General features: G+C 66.0%; 17 protein-coding genes. 16 read left to right on the forward strand and 1 reads right to left on the reverse strand.

Annotated features, from left to right (window positions below; all coding sequences use genetic code 11):
* The first annotated feature begins 188 nt into the window (after positions 1-188).
* Genes NX773_RS00485 through NX773_RS00500 form a run of 4 tightly spaced genes read left to right on the forward strand, consistent with a single transcriptional unit; the run spans position 189 to position 4,974 of the window.
* Entirely contained in the window at positions 189-1,373 is a 1,185-nt protein-coding gene (locus tag NX773_RS00485) for a lipid-transfer protein (RefSeq protein ID WP_258854445.1), read from the forward strand.
* Positions 1,370-2,518, forward strand: a complete 1,149-nt coding sequence (locus tag NX773_RS00490) for an acyl-CoA dehydrogenase family protein (protein ID WP_258854446.1) — start codon at positions 1,370-1,372, stop codon at positions 2,516-2,518. The genes NX773_RS00485 and NX773_RS00490 overlap by 4 nt, the downstream gene beginning before the upstream one ends.
* A gap of 8 nt (positions 2,519-2,526) precedes the next feature.
* Positions 2,527-3,669 carry a CaiB/BaiF CoA transferase family protein gene (locus NX773_RS00495; protein ID WP_258854447.1) on the forward strand — a complete coding sequence of 381 codons (1,143 nt, stop codon included), beginning with the start codon at positions 2,527-2,529 and terminating at the stop codon, positions 3,667-3,669.
* A 36-nt stretch (positions 3,670-3,705) separates the two neighbouring features.
* Complete coding sequence (locus NX773_RS00500; protein ID WP_258854448.1) at positions 3,706-4,974, forward strand: DUF445 domain-containing protein; 1,269 nt, start codon at positions 3,706-3,708, stop codon at positions 4,972-4,974.
* On the opposite strand, the gene NX773_RS00505 is transcribed toward NX773_RS00500, so the two are convergent.
* Entirely contained in the window at positions 4,971-5,912 is a 942-nt protein-coding gene (locus NX773_RS00505; protein ID WP_258854449.1) for a beta-propeller fold lactonase family protein, read from the reverse strand. The genes NX773_RS00500 and NX773_RS00505 overlap by 4 nt on opposite strands.
* 163 nt (positions 5,913-6,075) lie before the next feature.
* Between NX773_RS00505 and NX773_RS00510 the strand changes: the two genes are divergently transcribed.
* The 12 genes from NX773_RS00510 to NX773_RS00565 all read left to right on the forward strand — a co-directional run bounded on the left by NX773_RS00510 (position 6,076) and on the right by NX773_RS00565 (position 17,174).
* Positions 6,076-7,857, forward strand: coding sequence for a methanol/ethanol family PQQ-dependent dehydrogenase (locus tag NX773_RS00510; protein WP_258854450.1), 1,782 nt, complete (start codon positions 6,076-6,078; stop codon positions 7,855-7,857).
* Positions 7,838-8,674, forward strand: coding sequence for a substrate-binding domain-containing protein (locus NX773_RS00515; protein ID WP_258854451.1), 837 nt, complete (start codon positions 7,838-7,840; stop codon positions 8,672-8,674). The genes NX773_RS00510 and NX773_RS00515 overlap by 20 nt, the downstream gene beginning before the upstream one ends.
* Positions 8,671-9,207 carry a c-type cytochrome gene (locus NX773_RS00520; protein WP_258854452.1) on the forward strand — a complete coding sequence of 179 codons (537 nt, stop codon included), beginning with the start codon at positions 8,671-8,673 and terminating at the stop codon, positions 9,205-9,207. The genes NX773_RS00515 and NX773_RS00520 overlap by 4 nt, the downstream gene beginning before the upstream one ends.
* A 1-nt stretch (position 9,208) precedes the next feature.
* Positions 9,209-10,240, forward strand: a complete 1,032-nt coding sequence (coxB, locus tag NX773_RS00525; RefSeq protein WP_258854453.1) for a cytochrome c oxidase subunit II — start codon at positions 9,209-9,211, stop codon at positions 10,238-10,240.
* Positions 10,237-12,156 carry a cytochrome c oxidase subunit I gene (gene ctaD, locus NX773_RS00530; RefSeq protein WP_258854454.1) on the forward strand — a complete coding sequence of 640 codons (1,920 nt, stop codon included), beginning with the start codon at positions 10,237-10,239 and terminating at the stop codon, positions 12,154-12,156. The genes coxB and ctaD overlap by 4 nt, the downstream gene beginning before the upstream one ends.
* The gene (locus tag NX773_RS00535; RefSeq protein ID WP_258854455.1) at positions 12,153-12,779 is read left to right on the forward strand and encodes a cytochrome c oxidase subunit 3; all 627 of its coding nucleotides are present in this window, start codon (positions 12,153-12,155) and stop codon (positions 12,777-12,779) included. The genes ctaD and NX773_RS00535 overlap by 4 nt, the downstream gene beginning before the upstream one ends.
* Before the next feature lie 14 nt (positions 12,780-12,793).
* Positions 12,794-13,135 (forward strand): hypothetical protein, encoded by a 342-nt coding sequence (locus NX773_RS00540; protein WP_258854456.1) that lies wholly within the window; start codon positions 12,794-12,796, stop codon positions 13,133-13,135.
* Positions 13,105-14,031: a cytochrome c oxidase assembly protein gene (locus NX773_RS00545; RefSeq protein WP_258854457.1), complete on the forward strand. Its 927-nt coding sequence runs from the start codon at positions 13,105-13,107 to the stop codon at positions 14,029-14,031. Before NX773_RS00540 ends, NX773_RS00545 begins: the two co-directional genes overlap by 31 nt.
* Positions 14,028-14,387 (forward strand): c-type cytochrome, encoded by a 360-nt coding sequence (locus NX773_RS00550; RefSeq protein WP_258854458.1) that lies wholly within the window; start codon positions 14,028-14,030, stop codon positions 14,385-14,387. The genes NX773_RS00545 and NX773_RS00550 overlap by 4 nt, the downstream gene beginning before the upstream one ends.
* A 64-nt stretch (positions 14,388-14,451) precedes the next feature.
* On the forward strand, positions 14,452-14,874 hold the full coding sequence (locus tag NX773_RS00555; protein ID WP_258854459.1) for a GNAT family N-acetyltransferase: 423 nt from the start codon (positions 14,452-14,454) through the stop codon (positions 14,872-14,874).
* Between the two features lie 100 nt (positions 14,875-14,974).
* Complete coding sequence (locus NX773_RS00560) at positions 14,975-16,210, forward strand: sensor domain-containing phosphodiesterase (protein WP_258854460.1); 1,236 nt, start codon at positions 14,975-14,977, stop codon at positions 16,208-16,210.
* A 223-nt stretch (positions 16,211-16,433) separates the two neighbouring features.
* Positions 16,434-17,174 carry a site-specific integrase gene (locus NX773_RS00565; protein WP_258854461.1) on the forward strand — a complete coding sequence of 247 codons (741 nt, stop codon included), beginning with the start codon at positions 16,434-16,436 and terminating at the stop codon, positions 17,172-17,174.
* Positions 17,175-17,330: the final 156 nt, after the last annotated feature.

A 17,330-nucleotide genomic window follows, 5' to 3' on the forward strand; every position in this document is an offset into this window, starting at 1 on the left:
CACTCACTGCAGAGAACCGTCGTTAGCACGTCAAGCGGCATGGTCGGACAAATTAATGCTTGGGGGCCACCCCCCGGACGAGCCAGCGCAAGAAAGTTCCAACTAGACGCCGTCCTCTAATCCGCGGTCAGTTGACCGACCTATAATGGTCCGATTGGTCAAGAGACCTGATCCGGGAGGAGGAGACAATGAGCCGCAGAGCTTTCGTAACCGGCGTGGGCATGATCCCGTTCGCCAAACCGGGCGCCAGCGCCCCGTACCACGAGATGGGGGCACAGGCCGCCCGCGCCGCGCTGCACGATGCCGGCCTGTCCTACGACGACATCGAGCAGGCTTACGTCGGCTACGTCTACGGCGACTCCACCTGTGGCCAGAAGGCCCTGTATCCGGTCGGCATGACCGGCATCCCCATCGTCAACGTCAACAACAACTGCTCCACCGGCTCGACCGCGCTGTTCCTCGCGCGCCAGGCGGTGGCCAGCGGCGCGGTCGACTGCGTGCTGGTGCTCGGCTTCGAGCAGATGAGCCCGGGCGCGCTGGCCTCGGTGTTTACCGACCGCCCCACGCCCTTCGACGACTTCGACGCGGTCACGGACCGCCTGGTCGGCAAGCCCGAGATCCCGCTGGCGCTGCGCTACTTTGGCGGCGCCGGCTTGGCGCACATGGAAAAATACGGCACCCCGCTGGAAGCGTTCGCGATGATCCGCGCCAAGGCCAGCCGCCACGCCGTCAACAACCCGCTGGCGCTGTTCCGCAAGGAGGTGAGCACGCAGGACGTGCTGGACGCACCGATGATCTGGCCCGGCGTGATGACGCGCCTGATGGCCTGCCCGCCCACCTGCGGCGCTGCCGCGGCCGTGCTGGTGTCCGAGGAATTTGCCGCCAAACGCGGCCTGAAGAAGAACGTATTCATCGCCGCGCAGGCCATGACCACCGACCGCCCTGGCACCTTCGAATCCAACGACATGATGCGCCTGGTCGGCTACGACATGAGCCGCGAGGCCGCCGCCAAGGTGTACGAGCAGGCCGGCATCGGCGCGGACGACGTCGACGTGGTCGAGCTGCACGACTGCTTCGCGCACAACGAGCTGATCACCTACGAGGCGCTTGGCCTGTGCCCGGAAGGCGGCGCCGACAAGTTCATCCGCGACGGCGACAACACCTATGGCGGCAAGGTCGTCACCAACCCGTCGGGTGGCCTGCTGTCCAAGGGCCACCCGCTGGGCGCGACCGGCCTGGCCCAGTGCTTTGAACTGACGCACCAGCTGCGCGGCAGCGCCGGCGCGCGCCAGGTCGAGGACGCGCGCCAGGCCCTGCAGCACAACCTGGGCCTGGGCGGGGCCTGCGTCGTCACGCTGTACCAGCGCGCATGAAAGCGATCATCGATTCGCCGTGGATGACGGCGGAACTGGAAGGCTTTCGCGACGCCGTGCGCCGCTTTGTCGCACACGAGATCGCGCCGCACCAGGAGCGCTGGCGCAAACAGCAGCACGTGGACCGCGAACTGTGGAACAAGGCCGGCGACATGGGCCTGCTGCTGGCCGACATCCCCGAGGAGTACGGAGGCTCGGGCGGCAGCTTTGCGCACATGGCTGTGGTGTTCGAGGAGCTGGCCTACGCGGGCGACATGAACTTCGGCCTGCACGTGCATGCCATCGTCGCGCACTACCTGCTCAACCAGGGCACGGAAGAACAGAAGCGCAAGTACCTGCCCAAGCTGGCCAGCGGCGAAATGGTTGCGGCCATCGCGATGTCCGAACCGGGCGCCGGCTCCGACCTCAAAGGCATCCGTACCACGGCGATCAAGGGCGAGGGCGGCTACCGCGTGAACGGTTCCAAGACCTTCATCTCGAACGGCTACCTGGCCGACCTGGTGCTGGTCGTGGCCAAGACCGATCCGGCCGCCGGCGCCAAGGGAATCTCGCTGATGCTGCTGGAAACCCGCGACAATCCGGGATTTCGCGTCGGCCGTATCCTCGAGAAGGTCGGGCAGAAAGGCCAGGACACCTGCGAGCTGTTCTTCGATGACGCCCACGTCCCGGCGCAGAACGTGCTGGGCGGGGAAGAGGGCAAGGGCTTTGCCCAGCTGATGACCGAACTGCCGTACGAGCGCACGCTGGTGGCGATTGTCGGGGTGGCCTCGATCGAGCGCGCACTGGAGCTGACGGTGGCGCACGCGCGCGAGCGCAAGGCGTTCGGCCAGGCGCTGATCGAGATGCAGAACACGCGCTTTGCGCTGGCCGAAATCAAGACCGAAGCTACTGTCGCGCGAGTCTTCCTCGACCGCTGCATCGAGGACATGATGGCAGGGCGCATGGACACGGTGCGCGCCTCCATGGCCAAGTACTGGATCACCGACCTGCAGTGCAAGGTGGTGGACCAGTGCGTGCAGCTCTTTGGCGGCTATGGCTACATGCTCGAATATCCGATCGCGCAGATGTACGTGGACGCGCGCGTGCAGCGCATTTACGGCGGGGCGAACGAGATCATGAAAGAGATCATCGCCCGCTCGCTATAGGAGGCAGCATGGCCGGACCGCTTGCAGGAGTGCGTGTGATCGAGATGGTGGGCCTTGGCCCGTGCCCGTTCGCCGCGATGATGTTGGCCGACATGGGCGCGGACGTGATCCGCATCGACCGCAAGGGCGCGCACGTGAAGGACGTGTTCCCCATGCTCGGCACCAAATACGACGTGATGGCGCGCGGCCGCCGTTCGCTGGCGCTGGACCTGAAGCGCCCCGAGGCCAAGGACGCGCTGCTGCAGCTGGTGGACAAGGCCGACGTGCTGCTGGAAGGTTACCGCCCCGGCGTGATGGAGCGCCTTGGCCTGGGGCCGGACGTGTGCCAGGCGCGCAACCCCAAGCTGGTGTACGGACGCATCACCGGTTGGGGGCAGGACGGCCCGCTCGCGCACGCCGCCGGCCACGACATCAACTACATCGCCCTGTCCGGCATGCTGCACGCGATGGGCAGGGCGGGCACGCCACCCGCGCCGCCGCTCAACCTGGTGGGCGACTTTGGCGGTGGCGGCATGCTGCTCGCGTTCGGCGTGGTCTGCGCGGTGCTGGAAGCGCGCCAGTCGGGCAAGGGGCAGGTGGTGGACGCGGCCATGGTCGACGGCGCGGCGCTGCTGGGCGCGATGATGTACGGCCTGCGTGCCTGCGGCATGTGGGGCAGCGCGCGAGAGGCCAACGTGCTCGATGGCGGCGCGCCGTTCTACGACACCTATGCCTGCGCCGACGGCAAATTCGTCGCCGTGGGCGCGATCGAGCCGCAGTTCTACGAACAGCTGCTGGCGCTGGCGCGCGCCGAGGACCCGGCCTTTGCCAACCAGTGGAGCCAGCGCGACTGGCCGCGCCTGAAGGACAAGTTTGCCGCGCTGTTCAAGACCCGCACCCGCGACGAGTGGTGCAAGCTGCTGGAAGGCTCGGACGCGTGCTTTGCGCCCGTGCTGGACATGGCCGAAGCGCCGGAGCACGCACACAACCGTGCCCGCGGCACCTTCGTGCAGGTGGACGGCGTGACGCAGCCCGCGCCGGCGCCGCGCTTTTCGCGCACGCCGGCCGGCCCCGCCCAGTCACTGCCTGCGGAGGACGGCGCCGCCATCCTCAAGGCCTGGGACTTGCCGGCCGAGTCAATCGAAACGCTGAGGGCGGCCAAACTCATATAGCATGGCTTGCGAGCACCTGAGCTAGAATCGTCTCGCATGACCAAGGAACGTGAACTTCGCCAATCGAAGAACCTTGCGCTGCTGTTTTTCTGCGGCGCGGCGGCGCTGTTCGCGGTTTCGCTGGCGCTGCCGGTGGCGTGGTGGTCCGAACTGCTCAAGGCGTTCGCGGAAGCCGCGATGGTCGGCGCGCTGGCCGACTGGTTCGCGGTGGTGGCGCTGTTCAGGCGCGTGCCGATTCCGTTCGTGTCGCGCCACACCGAGATCATCCCCGCCAACAAGGACAAGATCGCCGACAACCTGGCCGCCTTCGTGCGCGACAAGTTCCTCGACACCGAATCGATCGTCGGCCTGATCCACAAGCACGACCCCGCGCAGAAGGTGGCCGACTGGCTGGTCCAGCCCGAGAACACCGAGCGCGTGGGAACCTACGTCACCAGGGCGGCGGCGTGGGCGCTCGACTTCACCGAAGACGCGGCGGTGCAGAACTTCCTGGCCAAGGCCGTGCACACGATGGTGGGGCAGGTGGACCTGTCGCGCTCTGCCGGCACCGTGCTCGAAAGCCTCACGCGCGAAGGCCGCCACCAGCAGCTGCTCGATGAAGCGATCGAGCAGCTGGCTAAGCTGCTGCAGAACGAGGAGACGCAGGGCTACATCGCGCAGGGCATCGTGGACTGGCTGCGCGAGGAGTACGCGTTCATCGAGCGCATGCTGCCATCCGAGATGATCGGCCGCAAGGGCGCCGACATCGCGGTGCGGCTGGCGGCCGGCATCCTCAAGCGCGTGAGCGAGGACCGCGACCATCCGCTGCGCCAGCGCTTCGACAGCTTTGCGCGCGAGTTCATCGAACGCCTCAAGACCGACGCGGCCTTTTTGGAAAAGGGCGAGGAGATCAAGCGCTACCTGCTGGAAGACGAAACGCTTAACGCCTACCTCAAATCGTTGTGGCACGACTTGAAAGCGTGGCTCAAGCGCGATCTCGCCAGCGAAGACTCGCAGCTCGCGCGCCGTGTGGCCGCCACCGGCGCCTGGGTCGGGCAGATGCTGGTCGACGACCCGAACCTGCGCCGCTCGCTCAACGACAGCCTGGAGGCGGCCTCGCGCGGCGCGGCGCCCGAATTCGCGGCCTTCCTGACGCGCCACATCGCGGACACGGTGAAGAACTGGGACAGCCGCGAGATGTCGGAGCAGGTCGAGCTCAACATCGGCAAGGACCTGCAGTACATCCGCATCAACGGCACCGTGGTGGGCGGGTTGATTGGCGTGCTGCTGTACCTGCTGTCGCACGCGCGCCAGCTGCTGGCCTAGCGGATCGCCACGCCCCAGGGCAGTTCGTCCACCTTCACGTCCGCCACGCGCTTGTTGGTGGCGGTGTCGATCACCGAGACCGTACCGGAACGGCCGTTGGCCACGTAGAGCTTCCTGCCGTCGGGCGTGATCGCCATGTTCCACGGCCGTTCGCCCACCGGGATCGACGCGACGAAGCGGCGGCTGGCCGTATCGAACACATCGACGCGCGCGCCGCGGCCGCTGGAGACATACACCTTCGCGCCGTCGGGCGACACCGTCACCCCATTGGAGAACGGGCCGGCCTTGAACGGCGTGGCGCTGCGGGTGGCGATGTCGATCGCGTACAGCGTGCCGTCCAGCTCGCAGGCCACGTAAGCCGTCTTCCCGTCCGGCGCAAAGCCGATGCCGCGCGGGCGCTGGCCTACCGCCACCGAGGCCGCCACCTTCTTCTGCGCCACGTCCACGATGTCCACCTGCGCGCCATCCTCCGCACCCACCAGCACCCAGCGCCCGTCCGGGCTGAAGGCTGTGTGTTCCGGGTTCTTGCCTGGCACCTGGACGGTCCACTTGCGGTGCTCGCCGCCCGTTTCGACCAGCACCACACCGTTGGTCGTTTCGCTGGCCGCGGCCAGCAGGCTGCCGTCGCGGGACAGGTCAATGCCCTCGGGCGATTCGCCCAGGCCGATGCGCTCGCGCACCGTGCCGCCCACCAGCTCCACCACCAGCAGCGCATTGGCGCTCCGGTCGCTCACGTACAAGGTGGCGCCATCCGGGCTGACCGCGATCCCGCGCGGTTTGCCGCCAGTGCCGATGGTGCGCGCCACCTTGTCGGTGCCGGTGTCGATCACGCTGACGGTGCCCGATTTCTCGTTCGGCACATAGGCCAGCGGTGCCGCCAGCGCCGCGCCGGTTGCGGCGCACAGGAGCGCAGCGGCAATTGCACTTCGCATGTTCATGTCGTTTCTCCCTCATGGATGAGCCGACCACAGCATAGCCAATCCGCCAATTTTGCCTCGCGCAATTGATGAGGCGCCGCACCCGTCTCAGCCGTGCGTCAGCATTTGTAGGAATGCGATATACGTAGCATATTGATAACAAAATCGGACGGGAGGCCACGCAATGAAGTCGAACCCCTGCCGCAGGTTCATTGCGCTGCTGTTGGCGTCGGCGCTGGCGGCCATCGGGCTGGCCGCGCAGGCGGTCCCGCCGGCGGATGACGGCCAGTGGCCAATGGCGGCCAAGGATTACGCCAACACACGCTACAGCGCGCTCGAGCAGATCACCCCGGGCAACGTCAAGAATCTCAAGGTCGCGTTCACGTTTTCGATGGGGGTAGAGGCCGGGCAGGAGGCCGCCCCGGTGGTCGTCAACGACACCATGTACCTGGTCGCGCCGTATCCCAACTACCTGTATGCGCTGGACCTGACCAAGCCGGGCGCGCCAATGAAATGGAAGTTCGAGCCCAAGCCTGACGCCACCGCCCAGGGGGTGGCCTGCTGCGACGTGGTCAACCGTGGCGTGGCCTACGCCGACGGCAAGATCTTCATGAACACGCTGGACGGCCAGACCATCGCGGTGGATGCCGCCAGCGGCAAGGAAGTCTGGCGCACCCAATTGGGCAACATCAAGAAGGGCGAAACGATCACCATGGCCCCGCTGGCGGTCAAGGGCAAGGTATTGGTCGGCAACAGCGGCGGCGAGCTGGGCGTGCGCGGCTGGCTGGTCGCCCTCGATGCCGGCAGCGGCAAGGAAGTGTGGCGTGCCTGGAGCACCGGGCCCGACAAGGACGTGCTGATCGGCGCCGATTTCAAACCGTATTACGAATCCGAGCGCGGCAAGGACCTGGGCGTGAAGACCTGGCCGCCCGAGGCGTGGAAGATCGGCGGCGGCAACGTCTGGGGCTGGGTGTCGTATGACCCCGAAACCGACCTGGTCTACTACGGCACCGCCAATCCCGGGCCGTGGAACCCGGAGCAGCGCCCCGGCGACAACAAGTGGACTGCCGGCATTTTCGCACGCAAGGCGGACGACGGCGCGGCGCGCTGGTTCTACCAGTTCAGCCCGCACGACCTGCACGACTACGACGGCGTCAACGAGAATGTGCTGCTCGACATCCCGTACAAGGGCGCGCAGCGCAAGATCCTGGTGCACCCGGACCGCAACGGCTACGTGTACGTGATCGACCGCGCCACCGGCCAGGTGCTCGCGGCAGACCCCTTCGTGCACATCACCACCACCGAGGGCGTCGATCTCAAGAGCGGCAAGCTCAAATACAACCCGCAGAAGCAGCCGAGCGTGGGCAAGGTGGTGCGCGACATTTGCCCGGCCTCGGTCGGCGGCAAGGACTGGCAGCCGTCCGCGTGGTCGCCGCGCACCGGGCTGCTCTACATCCCGCACCAGAACATCTGCCAGGACACCGACACCTACGACGTCTCGTACATCGCCGGCACACCCTACGTGGGCGTGGACAACAAAATGACCGCTGGCCCGGGCGGCAATCGCGGCTTGTTCACGGCCTGGGACGTGGCGGCAGGGCGCAAGCGCTGGTCGATTCCCGAGCGCTTCCCGGTCTGGAGCGGGGCGCTGGCCACCGGCGGCGACGTGGTCTTCTACGGCACCATGGACGGCTGGTTCAAGGCGGTGGACGCAAAGAGCGGCTCCCCGCTGTGGCAGTTCAAGGTGGGCTCGGGCATCGTCGGCCAGCCGGTCTCGTACCGTGGACCGGACGGCAAGCAATACATCGCGGTGCTGTCGGGCGTGGGCGGCTGGGCCGGCTCGATCGTGTCGGGCGGGCTGGACGCGCGCGACGGCACCGCGGCCAACGGCTTCGTCAACGTGACCAAAGACCTGCCCCAGTACACCGGCAAGGGAGGCATGCTGTATGTCTTCGCGCTTCCCTGACTTGCTGCGCGCGGCGTTCGCGCTGCTGCTGGCCGGCTGTGGCGTCGCATGCGCCGCCGAACAGCCCGAACTGCGCGTATGCGCCGACCCGGACAACCCGCCGTACTCGCTGCGCGACCAATCCGGTTTCGAGAACCGCATCGCGCAGCTGGTGGCCGACGACATGAAGGCCAAGCTCTCCTACTTCTGGCTGGAGCAGGGCCGCGGCTTCGTGCGCAAGACCATGGGCGCGGGCCAGTGCGACCTGTTCATCGGCGTGCCGGCCGGGTTCGAGCGCGTGCTTACCACTCGGCCCTACTATCGCTCGACCTATGTCGCCGTCTTTCGCAACGGGACCGCGCCGTTCGAAGGCTTCGATGCACAGGCGCTGCGCGGCCGGCGCATTGGCGTGCAGCTGATCGGTGACGACCTGGCCACCAGCCCGCCCGGCTACGCGCTGGCCAGGGCCGGCCTCATCGACAACGTGCGCGGCTACGCGTTGTACGGCGACGGCCCGGCGGCGCGACGCATGGTGGATGCGGTGGCATCGGGCCAGATCGACCTTGCGCTCGTGTGGGGGCCGCAGGCCGGCTACTTTGCGCACCGCGCGGGACTGGCGCTCACGCCGGCGAGCGCGCCGCCCGGGCTGCCGGTGCCGTTCGAGTTTTCGATTGCAATGGGCGTGCGCAAGGGCGACAAGGCGCTGCGCGACCGGCTCGACGAGATCCTGCAGCGCCGCCGCGCCGACGTTCAGGCCATCCTGGCCAGCTATTTCGTACCGACGGTGGCCATGCCCCAACGCGTGGCCGCCGCCCAGACAGGGGGAGCGAAACCATGAGGCAGCCTGCCATCAATCGTTTGCTGTTGTGCGCGCTCGCGTTGTCGCTGCTGATGGCAGGCTGCTACCGCGAGCAGCGCCCGACCAAGGCGCCGCCGGCGGCATCCTCGACCCAGGGCCACTCGTACGCGGCAAGCGTGGAGGCGCCGGTCAAGAACCGCTACGAGGAAAACGCCTTCGCCGTCTCGCAGGGCAAACAGTGGTTCCGCGCCTACAACTGCGCCGGCTGCCACGGGCAGGGCGGCGGCGGCATGGGCCCGCCGCTCATGGATGACAAGTGGCGCTACGGCTCGGACCCGGAGAGCATCTTCAATTCGATCTCGCAGGGACGCCCGAACGGCATGCCCTCGTTTGGCGCGCACGTGCCGGAAGACCAGATCTGGCAGCTGGTGGCCTATGTGCGTTCGATGAGCGGCCAGCTGCGCGAGGACGTGGCCGGAACGCGCAGCGACAATCTGTCCGCCAGCAAGCCCGAGTCGCGTCGCAAGAGGGAGACGCCGACCCATGAGCAAACCCCCGCGGTGGAGCACTGACATGGCAGCCATGACCAGACGAGCCACCGCGCTCTGGCTGGCGGTCGCGGCGAGCGCGTCGGCGGCGCCCCCTGCGCCGCAGGATACGCTGCACGCGGCTGGCCCGCAGGCTGCCCACATCGGCAACCTGTGGAACTTCACGCTCGGCCTGTGCACGCTCGTGTTCGTGCTGGTGCTCGGCGCATGCCTGGTGGCCCTGTGGCGCGCACCCAAGGTGGCCCAGCGGGAGGCGCCGGACATGACTTCGCTTGCGCAGCCGGAGCGGCGCGTGCACCGCGTGGTCGGCTGGGGCGTCGGCGTGTCGATCGTCGGGCTGCTGGCGCTGCTGGCCGCGGACGTGTTCACCACGCGCGCGCTGGCCCGGCTGCCGCTGCGCGACGCCGTCAACATCGAGCTGGTCGGACACCAGTGGTGGTGGGAAGCGCGCTACCAGTACGACGACCCGTCGAAGAACTTCGTTACCGCGAACGAGCTGCACATCCCGGTCGGGCGCCCGGTCGTGATCACCCTGCGCAGCAACGACGTGATCCACTCGCTGTGGGTGCCCAACCTGCACGGTAAGCGCGACCTGATCCCGGGGCGCACCGCGGTCCTGCGCTTCCAGGCCGATAAACCCGGCACCTACCGCAGCCAGTGCGCCGAATTCTGCGGCCTCGAGCACGCGATGATGGCGCTGCTGGTGGTGGCCGAACCGTCGCCGGTGTACGAGGCGTGGGCGATGCACCAGAACGCGCCCGCCACGGCACCCGCCGACGCGCTCGCCCAGCGCGGCCAGCAGGTCTTCCAGGGCAAGACCTGCGTGATGTGCCACACCGTGAGCGGCACCGAAGCGCAGGGCAAATTCGGCCCCGACCTGACCCACCTTGCCAGCCGCAGCACCATTGCCGCCGGCATGTTCCCCAACAACCGCGGCCACCTGGGCGGCTGGATCGCGGACCCGCAATCGCTCAAGCCGGGCGTGAACATGCCGTCCAACGCGCTGGAGCCGGATGACCTGCAAGCCTTGCTGGCTTACCTGGAGACGCTGAAATGAATACCGTATCCGCGCCCCTGCCGCGCTTGCCGGCACATGAAGCGGCCGAGCTGCAGCAGACCTGGAGCGATCCGCCTGGCCTCATCGGCTGGCTATCCGCCGTCAACCACAAGACGGTCAGCATGCGCTTCATGGTCACCACGTTTGCGTTTTTTGTCGCCGGTGGCATCCTGGCCGCGCTGATGCGTTTGCAGCTGGCCCGCCCCGACAGCAAGCTGATAGGACCGGACTTCTACAACCAGCTGTTCACGATGCACGGCAGCACCATGATGTTCCTGTTCGCGGTGCCGGTGATGCAGGCGGTCGCGATCTACCTGGTGCCGCTGATGATCGGCGCGCGCAGCGTCGCCTTCCCGCGCATGAACGCGTTCGCGTACTGGATCTTCACCTTCGGCGGGCTGATGCTCTACATCGGCTTCTTCCTCGACATTGGCCCGGACGCCGGCTGGTTCGCCTACGTGCCGCTGTCCGGCCCCCAGTTCTCGCCCGGCAAACGGGTGGACTTCTGGGCGCAGATGATCACCTTCACCGAGCTGGCTGCGCTGATGGAAGCGATCGTCATCATCACCACGGTGCTCAAGATGCGCGCGCCCGGCATGACCCTGAACCGCATGCCGCTGTTCGTGTGGACCATGCTGGTGACCTCGTTCATGGTGCTGTTTGCGATGCCGGCCGTGATGTTGTCGAGCACCGCGCTGATCCTGGACCGCCTGGTCGGCACCCACTTCTTCAACCCGGGCGAGGGCGGCGACGCGCTCTTGTGGCAGCACATGTTCTGGTTCTTCGGCCACCCCGAGGTGTACCTGATCTTCATTCCGCCGCTCGGCTTCATCTCCAGCATCATCCCCACCTTTGCGCGGCGCCCGGTGGTCGGCTACCCGGCCATGGTGCTGGCGCTGATCGCCACCGCCTTCCTTGCGTTCGGCCTGTGGGTACACCACATGTTTGCCACCAACCTGCCGGAGCTGGGCAAGACCTTCTTCACCGCGGCCAGCCTGATGATCGCGATTCCCACGAGCGTGCAGATCTTCTGCTGGATCGCCACGCTCTGGACCGGCCGCATCCACTTTAAAACGCCGCTTCTGTTCGTGCTCGCCTTTTTTGCGATCCTGCTGCTGGGCGGGCTCACCGGCCTGATGCTCGCTTCGGTGGCGCTCGACACCCAGCTGCACGACACCTTCTTCGTCGTCGCCCACCTGCACTACGTGCTGCTGGGCGGCGCGGTGTTTCCGCTGTTCGGCGCTTTTTACTACTGGTTCCCCAAGTTCACCGGCCGCATGCTCGACGAGCGCCTGGGCCGCTGGAACTTCTGGCTGTTCTTCATCGGCTTTAACGTCACCTTCTTCCCGATGCACATCCTCGGCCTGCAAGGCATGCCGCGCCGGATCTACACCTATCCCCAGGAGATGGGCTGGGGCGACATGAACCTGCTGGCATCGATCGGCGCGCTCACGATTGCGATCAGCGTCCTGCTCTTCATCATCAACGTGCTCAAAAGCCGGCGCCACGGCGAACTGGCGGGCGACGACCCGTGGGGCGCGGGCACGCTGGAATGGGCCACGGCTTCGCCTCCGCCGGCCGGCAACTTCGAGCTCATGCCGGTGGTGCACGGGCGCGACCCGCTGTGGGAGCCGCAGGGCATGCCGTCGCACGTAACGGGGCTGACCAACAAGCACCGCGAAGTGCTGATCACCTCCGTCAACGACGCCGAGCTCGATCACCGCATGTGGCTGCCGTCGTCCTCGATCTGGCCTTTCCTGTCGGCGGTGGCGGTGACGATCCTGTTCATCGGCTCGATTTTTACGCCGTGGGCCGTGGTGTGGGCCTCGATCCCGGTCGCCATCGGCACCACGTTCTGGTTCTGGCCCAGGCGCCGCACGTCCGAACTGCGCGCGGCCTCGGAGATACGCCCATGACCCCGCCGATCGAACGCACCTCGACCCGCAGCGGCGACGCCCTCGATGTGCGTCATCTGCCGACCTTCGCCTTCAGCCACCGCAGCCCCATGTGGTGGGGCACCATGGGCCTGATGGCGATCGAAGGCACGGTGTTCGCGCTGGCGGTCATGACCTACTTCTACCTGCGCAGTCACGCCAGCCGGTGGCCGATGAGCCAGTTCCCGCCCGACCTGATATGGGGCACGGTCAACACCTGCATCATGCTGGGCAGCGTGATCCCGAACTGGCTCGTCAAGCGTGCCGCCGAAAAGCTCGACCTGCAGCAGGTACGCATCTGGATGGTCGTTTGCATGCTCTTTGCCACCGCCTTCCTGGTGCTGCGCGTGTTCGAGTTCAGGGCCCTGAACACCAGCTGGGACAGCGACGCCTACGGGTCGGCCGTATGGATGCTGATGGGGCTGCACACCACCCACCTGGTCACCGATTTCTACGACTCGCTGGTGCTCACGGTGCTGATGTTCACCGGGCCGCTGGAAGGCAAGCGCTTCGTGGACGTGAGCGAGAACGCGGCCTACTGGTACTTCGTGGTGGCGAGCTGGATCCCGATCTATGCTGTTGTTTATTGGGGGGCGCGGCTGTGAGCCGCGCAGGGAACATGGCAAACTGGCCCGCCCTGTTGGTCGCCCCGTCGCTGGCGCTCGCGAACCTGTCGATCACCTATGCGCTCACCACGCCCGAGTGCTCGCACCAGTCCGACGTGGCCATGCACATCGTCTCGGCGGCGATCCTCGCGATCTGCGTGCTGCTGACCTTCCAGGCGTGGCGCAACTGGTTGGTGCAGGGCGGCGGCTCGCTCACTCCGCCAAGGCAGGACGACGCGGCGGCGCGCGGCCGCTTCATGTCGGCTGTCGCCGGCATGGTCGGCACGCTGTCCAGCCTTGTCGTGATCGCACAGTGGTTTCCGCAATGGGTATTGTCGCCATGCGCCATTGGCTGACCCTTCCGCTCCCGTGGCTCGCAGCCGCCAGCGCGTTCGCCCACGACGTCGAAGAAGAGCACGCCACCGGCGAGACGCTCGGCTGGGGCGCCGAATGGTGGGTGCTTGCGCTGCTGGCGTTGTCGCTGATGCTCCACGTCGTCGGCGCACGCAGGCTGTGGCTGCGCATGAGCCGCTCACGCCACCGTTTTGCGCGTCAGGCCGCCTGCTTCGCCTGCGGCTGGCTGGTGTTGGCGCTGGCCTTGGCCTCGCCCATCGACGGCGCCGGCAGCCTGGCCTTTTCGGCGCACATGGTGCAGCACGAACTGTTGATGATCGTCGCAGCGCCTTTGATGGTGCTCGGGCGGCCGCTTGGCGTATGGGTGTGGGCGCTGCCGTCATCGCTGCGTACCGGTGTGCGACCGGTCACGCACGCGCGGGCGGTTGTGTTGTTCTGGGACGTGATCACGCGTCCGGTCAACGCCTGGATCCTGCACTTTGCCGCATTGTGGATGTGGCACGTGCCAGGCTTCTTCCAGGCCGCACTCAGGAACAACGGCATCCACGCGCTGCAGCACGCCAGCTTCCTGTTCTCCGCGCTGCTGTTCTGGTGGGCCGTGCTCGGCAAGCAGGTCGGCAGCGGCGCTCGCGGCCACGCGATGATTTCGCTGTTCTCGACCATGATGCACACCGGCGCGCTGGGCGCGTTGTTCACGTTTTCCGAATCGGTGTGGTACCCGGCCTACGGCGACAGCGCCTGGCACGCGTTCGGGCTGAGCGCGGTGGAAGACCAGCAGCTCGGTGGGCTGATCATGTGGATTCCGGGCGGGCTTGCCTACGTGGCCGCAGGGCTGGCCTTGATGGCGGGCTGGCTGGCCGTACGGCGGCCGACAATGTTGATGGGAGCTGATCGATGAAACCTGCGTATCTGCTGATCGTGCTTGCGGCATCGCTCGCGGCGTGCGGCAAGCCGCCTTCCGTTGAACCGCTCACCGGCGGCAATCCGCGCGCCGGCCAGCAGCTCATCGAAAGCTTCGGCTGCGCCAGCTGCCACCAGATCAAGGGCATCGCGCATGCCGACAGCAAGGTCGGCCCCTCGCTCAAGGAGATCAAGGACAGCAGTTATGTCGCCGGCGTGCTGCCCAACAGCGCAGACAACCTGATGAAGTGGATCGAGCATCCGCGCGCGATCAACCCGAAGACCGCCATGCCGGAGCTCGGCGTCACCCCGGCCCAGGCCCGCGACATCGCAGCCTATCTCTACAGCCAATAGCCCATAAGCAAGGTTCTTCGCCTTATGTTCAAATTGGCCGACTATTTGGAAGAGGGGATTGCCCATGGAGAAGAGCTACAGCACGCACGGCGTTGACTGGACGGCCGTCGCGGCCTTGTTTGCCGAGGTCGGCTGGGGTGAGCGCCAGCCGGAGCAGATCCGTGGCGCGTTCGAGAAGAGCAGCCATGTGATCTTCGTGTACGAAGGCGCGGACCTGGTAGCGTTCGGCCGCACGATGGACGACGGCCGCTATTACGCGATGCTGGTCGATGTGGTGGTCAAGCCGTCCTGCCAGGGCAGGGGGCTGGGGCGCGAGATTGTGGACCACCTGCGCGAGCAGCTCGCCGGCTACAAGTTCGTGACCCTGACCGCGGCGGTGGGCAAGGACAACTTCTACCTCAAGCTCGGCTGGTCAAGGCAGAAGTCGGCGATGATCTGGCCCATGTCCGAACAGCAACGTGCCGCGCACGCCCTGATGGACGATTGACTGATGGCTTGCAGGCGCGTTTTGGGCAATCGCGTCGTGCTTGTTCGATCATGGGTCATATAATCGGCGGAATGGCTTATCCGGCCATAGGAACTTAGCGATGTCACCGTCCGTTCTGCTATCCCAACTGGTAAACGCCGCCGACAACTTGCCGCCGGGTAATGAATCCTTGCAGGCGTTGCTCGCGGCCATCCGTGAGCATCTGGGCATGGACGTCGCCTTCTTCGCGCGGTTCGAGCAGGGCCGGCGGGTGTTTCGCATGGCCGATGCGGCCGGCGACACGCCGGTCAAACCGGGCGCCTCCGATCCGCTGGAGGAAACCTACTGCCAGCGCATCGTGGACGGCCGGCTGCCAGAGCTGCTGCGCGATGCGGCGGCCAACCCTGAATCGGGCGCGCTGCCGATCACCGGGCAGCTCGGCATTGGGGCCTACATTGGGGTGCCGGTCACGCTGTCCAGCGGCGAAGTGTACGGTACGTTCTGCTGTTTTCGCGCCCACGCCGACCCGACACTTAGCGAGCGCGACCTGGGCATGATGCGGGTGTTCGCCACCATGGCCGCGCGCCAGGTGGAGCATGAAGAAGGCGCGCAACGCGAGGAACGCGAGATTGTGAACCGGATCGAGTCGGTGCTGGCCAGCGACGCGCTGTCGATCGTTTATCAGCCGATCTACCAGATCGGCCAGCACCGCATCGCCGGGTTCGAGTCGCTGTCGCGCTTCGCGTTCGGTCCCAGGAAGGGCCCGGACCGATGGTTTGGTGACGCTGCCCGAGTCGGCATGGAAGTGGAGCTGGAAACGGCTGCGATCCGGCATGCGCTCAAGGGGCGGGAGCGCCTGCCGGAGGACGTGTACCTGTCGATCAACGCATCACCGGGTGTGATCGTGAGCGGGGCCATCGAGCACGAGCTCAGGGACGTGCCGGCGCACGGCGTGGTGCTGGAGATCACCGAACACGCCTTGATCGAAAATTACGACCGCATCATCGAAGCGCTCAAACCGCTGCGCGAGCGCGGTATCCGCATCGCGGTGGACGACGCCGGCTCGGGCTATTCGAGCTTCCGCCACATCCTGCACCTGGACCCGGACATCATCAAGCTGGACATGAGCCTGACTTCGAAGATCGATACCGACCCGGCACGGCGCGCGCTGGCCGCCGCCATGGCAGGCTTTTCCGAAGAAACCGGGATGACCATCGTCGCCGAGGGCGTGGAGACGCCCTCCGAACTGGAAGAGCTCAAACGCATCGGCATCCCGCTGGCGCAGGGCTACCTGCTCGGCAAGCCGATGGGCATCGACGAGGTGGTCAGCTTGTGCGAATCGGAGACGTGTGCCTGAGGCGCGGGCGGCGGACCAGCAGAGCCCTGGTGAACTCGTGTGGGAAATTGGCAGTTGATGCGATACTTCATGGTGGTTCCTGGCGTGACAGCAGCGCCGCGGACCGGTCGACCCTCGGTGACGTCCTGCGGCGTTACCTCGCCTGACCCCTGCAAAGAAAGGTGCGAGCATCGAAGCGTCGAAGATCAACGCGATTCTACGCGATCCCATCTGCTCGCACCGTATGTCCAGCTTGTCCGGAATGGAGCTCGTCGGGTGGCGCGATCGTCGGCTGAAGCAAGTGAAGGGCAGCACGACGAACCGCGAGCTGGCGATCATCGGCCACGCGATCGACATCGGGCGTAAGGAGTGGGGGCTGAACATCGAGAATCCATGCCGGCTCGTGCGTCGCCCAGCGGGGTCGGTACCACGCGACCGGCGCCTGACTGTGGATGAAGAACGGTTCCTGCGTTTGGCGTTGAAGAGCACGAGGAACCCTGTGGTAGGGCCGATGACGTTCTTCGCGATCGAGACAGCGATGCGTCGTGGTGAACTGCTGGACCTAAGGTGGGAGCATGTGAATCTCGAGAAGCGCACGGCCTTCTTGCAGGATACGAAGAACGGGGAGGCTCGAACTGTTCCGCTTTCTAGCGCAGCGTTAGAAATTCTTCGCTCTCTGGAACCGAAAGCACGCGGTAACGTCTTCCCAATCACAATGGAAGGGTTCAATCAGGCCTATGAACGGGCAGTGGAGCGAGCGCGGGGTTCGTACATGAAGGAATGCAGCGGCCAGGGCAAGCTACCAGATTTGAAGTTCTTGGCAGATCTTCATTTTCATGACCTTCGGCATGAAGCTGCGAGCCGGCTGTTCGAAAAAGGATTGAACGTCATGGAAGTGGCGAGCATAACCGGTCACAAGACATTGCAAACTTTAAAACGCTACACGCACCTGAGGGCGGAAGAACTTGCGCGGAAATTAAGTTAGGGCGGCTGGTATGAGGGGCGAGCTTTCCCGCAGCAATGTGCCGGAAGTAGGGATCGATTCAGAAAGAATCTTTAGGAGCCCATGCGGCAACTGCTGGTAGATACATTGCCGTGAGGATCATCTTTCTTATCAGCATGTCTTCAATCCTGATGTCTT

This window comes from Massilia solisilvae, assembly GCF_024753215.1.
In the GTDB taxonomy this organism is placed as follows: domain Bacteria; phylum Pseudomonadota; class Gammaproteobacteria; order Burkholderiales; family Burkholderiaceae_D; genus Telluria; species Telluria solisilvae.